The sequence below is a fragment of the Anaerobiospirillum sp. NML120448 genome (assembly GCF_023050945.1).
Classification (GTDB): Bacteria; Pseudomonadota; Gammaproteobacteria; order Enterobacterales; family Succinivibrionaceae; genus Anaerobiospirillum.
This window is the reverse complement of sequence record NZ_JALKIM010000188.1, coordinates 1-1,094: the sequence shown is the minus strand read 5'-3', so window position 1 is coordinate 1,094 and position 1,094 is coordinate 1. Positions and strand designations below refer to the sequence as shown.

Annotated in this window: 2 protein-coding genes; both read right to left on the bottom strand. The window is 37.8% G+C overall.

The window, feature by feature from the left end; all coding sequences use genetic code 11:
- Positions 1-332: LUD domain-containing protein (locus MXE38_RS12380; protein ID WP_246915525.1), on the bottom strand; the 332-nt coding region annotated here is incomplete at its 3' end.
- Positions 333-334: 2 nt separating this feature from the next.
- The coding region (locus MXE38_RS12375; protein WP_246915522.1) for a (Fe-S)-binding protein at positions 335-1,094 on the bottom strand (760 nt) is incomplete at its 5' end.

Genomic DNA, 1,094 nt, shown 5'->3' with positions numbered 1-1,094 from the left:
CCTTTAAGAACTTTGTCCACATTATTATCTTTCATAATTTGATAGATAATTTCGCAAGCATCTTTGTCGGTACTTGCAAAGTGAACCTGAATGCCATTTTTAGTAGCATTCTTTTCAAATTCTTCAATGCGCTCTTGTAAGGACATTAAGGCATTGTTTTTAACTTGGCGTGCTCTATCTCTAAGACCCTGCCAATTGTCAAACTTGTTTTCAATGAGGTTTAAGCGATTGCCTTGTAAGGTATGCATGGCCTTAGTCAGGTTTTCACGCATTTGGCCATCATTAAGCTTTTGACTAACAATAGTCTTATGAGGAATAGATGCTAAATCCATAATTAAAGCTCCTCACCAGTTAAACGCTTTAAGATAAAGTCGTAAATGTTCATGACTTTAATATCAGTAATGCCCTTACGAGCTAAAGCGCCAGAAATATTTAAAATACAGCCATTATCACCAGCTAACACTACCTTACAGCCAGTTTCTTGAATATGCTTAATCTTTTCTGAAACAATAGCATTGGAAATTTCAGGCTCTTTGATAGAGAAGGTACCACCAAAGCCGCAGCACTCTTCTTCATAAGGAATATCAACTAAAGTTACATTCTGTAACTGACGTATGAGTGACTTTTGGGTTGGGATACACTCTTGAACACGTAAAGAGTGACAAGAAACGTGGAAGGTTACCTTAATAGGTTGACCTTTATCCTCAAATTTAGCTTGTAGTACTTGGTCTAAGTATTCAGACTCATCATAAATACGAGATGCAAAACGTTCTACGCTGTCACGTACCTCTTGAGAATCGTCTTTAAAGAGAAGTTTGTAATCGTGGCTCATCATGCCAGCGCAAGAGCCTGCTGGAATAACAATTGGGTAGTTGTTATCGCCAAAGAGAGCCATATTATAAAAAGCAATTTCTTTGGCTTCTTTTGTATAGCCTGAGTTGAATGCAGGCTGACCGCAACAAGTTTGTTTTTTCTTAAAAATGATCTTTGCGCCATACATCTGCATTAATTTAATAGAGCTAATGACACTGTCTTGAAGCGCAGTGGAGCCCATACAAGTCGCAAAGAAATTAACGTTGTGATCCATGCGGAAA